General features: G+C 34.2%; 4 protein-coding genes and 1 pseudogene. All 5 read left to right on the top strand.

Annotated elements, in window-relative coordinates:
* A pseudogene (locus DXA13_RS20480) lies at window positions 1-371 on the top strand (lipopolysaccharide biosynthesis protein); the annotation flags it as partial.
* Window positions 372-424: 53 nt separating this feature from the next.
* Window positions 425-1,924 carry a glycosyltransferase family 2 protein gene (locus tag DXA13_RS20475; protein ID WP_118246836.1) on the top strand — a complete coding sequence of 500 codons (1,500 nt, stop codon included), beginning with the start codon at window positions 425-427 and terminating at the stop codon, window positions 1,922-1,924.
* Window positions 1,925-1,947: 23 nt separating this feature from the next.
* Window positions 1,948-2,913 (top strand): glycosyltransferase, encoded by a 966-nt coding sequence (locus tag DXA13_RS20470; RefSeq protein ID WP_243009253.1) that lies wholly within the window; start codon window positions 1,948-1,950, stop codon window positions 2,911-2,913.
* 29 nt (window positions 2,914-2,942) lie between these two features.
* Window positions 2,943-4,196, top strand: a complete 1,254-nt coding sequence (locus tag DXA13_RS20465; protein WP_118246834.1) for a glycosyltransferase — start codon at window positions 2,943-2,945, stop codon at window positions 4,194-4,196.
* Between the two features lie 45 nt (window positions 4,197-4,241).
* Window positions 4,242-4,689 (top strand): hypothetical protein (locus tag DXA13_RS20460; protein ID WP_147348071.1); only part of this gene is annotated, 448 nt, incomplete at its 3' end.

The raw sequence follows: 4,689 nt of genomic DNA, 5'->3' as shown, positions 1-4,689 counted from the left end.
GCTGGGAAGAACCGGGACGTAGCCGTATGCAGATCATGAAGATGGCGCCGAGAGCTTTATATGAGGAATATATGAAGGCCAGGAAGCAGCCATATATGATTCATTTTGCCGGATATCAGAAGCCATGGGATGTGGTGGACTGTGATTTTGCGGAATACTTCTGGAAGTATGGGAAACTGTCGCCTTACTATGAAATGTTGTTAAGGCGGATTCGAAGGTGTTTTGCCGACGAACTGGAGAACCGGATGCCACAGACGAAGGTGGAATGGATGGGGAATGATCCGATGGTTCGCAGGATAGCGAACAGGTTGTTGCCGTTTGGGAGTAGACGGCGGGAAGCTGTGAAGAAGGTCTATAAGTCATTAAAGTAAATTAGAATCATTTATCATGTTGAGAAGCATAACGAAGCGATCAGAGGTAATCTATGGTTAAAATATCAATAATCGTACCAGTATATAATACAGGAAAATATGTTGGAAAATGTATAGAAAGTCTACTACAACAAACGCTTAATGAAATAGAGATTATTTGTATTGATGATGCATCGACAGATAACTCATTGCTAATTATAGATTCATATGCTCAGAAAGATGATCGTCTTTGTATTTTAAAACACATACAGAATCAGGGAACATTGCAAGCAAGAAAGCATGGTGTGGAACAGGCTGCTGGCAAATATATTATGTTTGTGGACAGCGATGACTGGCTGGAAAAAGCAGCCTGCGAGAAACTATACAATCATATGCAGGAGAAACAGACAGATATTTTGCAATTTGGAACGAATGTAATTCCTGCTGTACCTCTTTCAGAAAGTTTGATTTCCTGGATTGAAAATTTTTTAAAACCTTATAATCAGAAAATAGACCATGATTATATTTTGCGAGCATGTTTCATTGAAGATAGATTTGATTTTAATATAACGGACAAAATATGGAAAACAACTCTTTGTAAAACAGCCTTTAAAAATATAAAAAATCAAAGGATGATTGCCGCAGAAGACAGATATGCATTTTTCATATTAGCATATTATGCAAATGATTATACGGGATTAAATAATGCGAAATATTACAATTACAATGTTGGAATTGGTATTACAGGAAGCGACCTTCTTGACTTGGAACGTTTTGAGAAACGCTGCACGGGAGTTAAGGCAGCTAATGCAGTTTATGAATTTTTAGAAGAAAATAATGCTCTTGAAGAGTATCAAGAGGAATACAAGCAGTTTAGAAATAAAATTTTGTGGGATTGTGTAGATTGTTGGTATCATAAGCTGAACCAGCGTGATCAGGGGGTTGGATATGATATCTTATTAAAGTATTGGGAGGCAGATGAAATTATTTCTTCTATTGCCAGAATGTATTTTGAAGATATAAGCACGGTTTCTGAGAAAATTATGACAGCCAATGTTATGACTCATAAGCCGGTAATAGGGATTTATTATAGATATTTGGGATATGAACTTATGGATGAATATGTTCAGCGTCAGGTCAATGCAATTAAACAGTCAGATTATTCTTTTTGCTTGTTTAGTGACATTGATGCGCCCGCTAATAATTGGGAGAATTCAGAATTAGTATTGCTCCCTTCCTCAAAAGAGGCAAATTGGGATAAGTATGAAGAGCGTGCCGTAGCTTTTAAAAACCAGCTTAAAAAGCATAACATTTCAGTGATGTTATATGCTTCACCCACGTCTCATATAGCTTGGCTGGATACGCTGTTATTAAAGTCGATGGGAATTCTGGTTTTGTATTTAGATGAAGACGGCGAGCTGGAAAAGAGAAATTATGATTATTCAAAAATGCAAAATTATGAAAAAAAGATACAAGAGATAACCGACTGTTGTGAAAAGATAAAGGAATCTAAAGCTTATAAATTAGGGTCAGCATTATTATGGTTCCCTAAAAAAGTAAGAAAAATGTTTTAAGGTAGCAGGGGGAGGCAAAGATTGTGGAATTGGTCAGTGTAATTGTGCCTGTTTATAAAGTGGAAAATTATCTGGAACGTTGTGTTCATTCTATTCAAAATCAGACATATAAACATTTAGAGATTATATTAGTTGATGATGGTTCTCCTGATAATTGTGGAAAAATATGTGATGAGTTCGCAGAGAATGATAAAAGGATAAGAGTAATCCATAAAATTAATGGGGGGTTATCGGAGGCAAGGAATTTCGGTATCGATGTTGCTGAGGGGAAATATATAGTTTTTGTAGACAGCGACGATTGGATCGATCCCGATATGATTGAATTATTACTGCGAATTCGAGAAATGCATAATGCGGATATCGTGGAATGTAGTTATAGAAATGTATATAAGGACAAGATTATAGAGGAAACTTATTGCAGGGGAGAAATTGTTATAGGTGATAGTGTTTTTGCGCTGAAGGGAATGCTGGATTGGAAATACTTCAAACCGGTTGCCTGGAATAAACTTTATAAAAGGGAAGTTCTTGGTGATATACGTTATCCAAAAGGAAAACTTCACGAGGATGAATTTACTACATACAAGTACTTTTACAATGCCAAAAAAATGGCATATGTGGATGTCTCGAAATATAATTATGATCGGACCAGAGAGGATAGCATCACCGGAAAAAAGTTTCAGGCTTCTAATCTGGATGCATGCTGGGCGTTTAGAGAGCGCGTGGATTTTTTTGAAAATCATAATATAAATCAATTGCAGGAGAAAATGAATAATATTTATTGCTGGTACGTAGCGGAAAGTATATATAAGTGCTATTGCTATGATATTAAGGATAAAAAAGTAGATGAGCTGTTAAGTCAGATTAAACGAGATATTTTATATTTTGGAAATAAAAAGGTAAAGGATGAATATTTAAATGATTTAAGGATGATAAATAAGAATGGTATAAAATATTATGGAAAATATAGACAACAAAGGATAAATGAGTGAAAATATAGACAACAAAGGATAAATGAGTGATGAAAAAGGTTAGCATAATAGTACCTGTCTATAATGCAGAAATGTATTTAGGGTATTGTATCAATTCGATTTTAAGTCAAACTTACACTAACATAGAAGTTATTCTAGTTAATGATGGTTCAACAGACGGATCACTTAGTATTTGCAATAATTATGCCGTTATAGATAAAAGGATAAAAGTAGTCGATATAAAGAATGGCGGAGTGAGCAGAGCAAGAAACCTGGGATTGGAATATGTCACAGGAGAATATGTGCAGTTTGTTGACTCGGATGATGTAATCGCTTTGAATATGACAGAACGATTAGTTGAAGCAATTGAAGCATATAAAACCGATATTGTTTTTTGCGGTATGAAATTAGTCTCTCTGAAGAATTCTATACCAGAACGGATAATATGCTGTACATCGGAGGGGATCGGAAAAGAATGTGTATTAGATCGAAAGACTTTTTTAGAAAAAATGGCATTTTTACTCTGGAAAACGGCCATGTTAGAGGGACCTTGTAATCGCGTTTATCGAACTAATATAATAAAGCATCACGGAATCAAGTTTCCTGAGAATATTTCATTAGGAGAAGATCTGATAATGAATCTAAGCTATTATGGTTTTTGCAATGGCGCAGTATTTCTTTCAGACAAATTATATTATTACATACAAGTTAATGATCATGCTTTAACAAGAATTTATAGAGCTGATTTGTTCAGTAATCAAATGATGCTAATTGATCTAGTGAGAAAGTTTTTAAAACGAAAATTAACAAATCTAAGCGATGAGGAGGAGACCAGCCTTTCAGAATACACAGTTGCAAAAGCAATGCAGTGCATGCTGCGTTTATTCCAGAACGAAAATCAATTAGAAGAGATTGATATAAAGGCTGGAATTGCAGAGATTATCAATGATCAAAGAGTAAGAGAAGCTATTAAAAAATGTAATTTTATTGAGGAGCAGTTTGAATGGATTCGTTGGCTATCTGAATTTTCAGATGTGGGAGCTATCTATGAAATATTAAAAAACATGAAAAGCCGAGAGTTATTCAATACCTGTTTAGAGTTGAACGTAGCAGATGATTTAATAATCGAAAAGCGACCCGGTGTTATCAATAGAAGTTTGGTCTGGGGACTAAATAAGGTTCTAAGGATCAAAAATATCAGAACTTTAGAGATGGTAAGAAATAGTCTTGTGGATTTCGGCATAAAGACTACACTTGCTAAAATATTAAACTATTCCCCTAAAAATCAATGTTCTAGCAGATAATAAAAACAGCTTTTTCGTAGTGATATGTTTAGAAAGGAGAACATAATGTTCTTATTATTTTTAATAGCAATATTGGGGCCCACGCTACTTTTGGTTGTAATAACTAGAAGAATGTTTGGTATGCAATTAAGCTTTAAGATGCTATTCTTTGAGTTTATAATTGCTGGGTATATGATAAATATAATTGAAATTATAGTATTTAGTACTCTGAGGCCTGATTTCTGGATATACGGTTTTAGCTTAAGACATACTTATTATTACCTTATTTTAGGAATGATTATTTCTGCACTTCTAATGGGTCTTTTAGTGTCAGAAGACGTGAAAAAAGAAGTATATGTTAGGTTGAAAAGCAAGCCTTTAGATAGTGTACTTATAGTATTGCTTTTGAGTATTTTTGCCTTTTACCTTTTATCTATTGATGGAATTGAAATTAAGATTGCAATCAACTCGGTAAGTATTGTTTTTATTATAATAAGTATATTTGTTAACCTTT

Source organism: Clostridium sp. AM58-1XD (genome assembly GCF_003464085.1).
Classification (GTDB): domain Bacteria; phylum Bacillota; class Clostridia; order Lachnospirales; family Lachnospiraceae; genus Lachnoclostridium_A.
The sequence above is the reverse complement of the archived record's forward strand: the minus strand, read 5'-3'. Positions and strand labels throughout refer to the sequence as shown.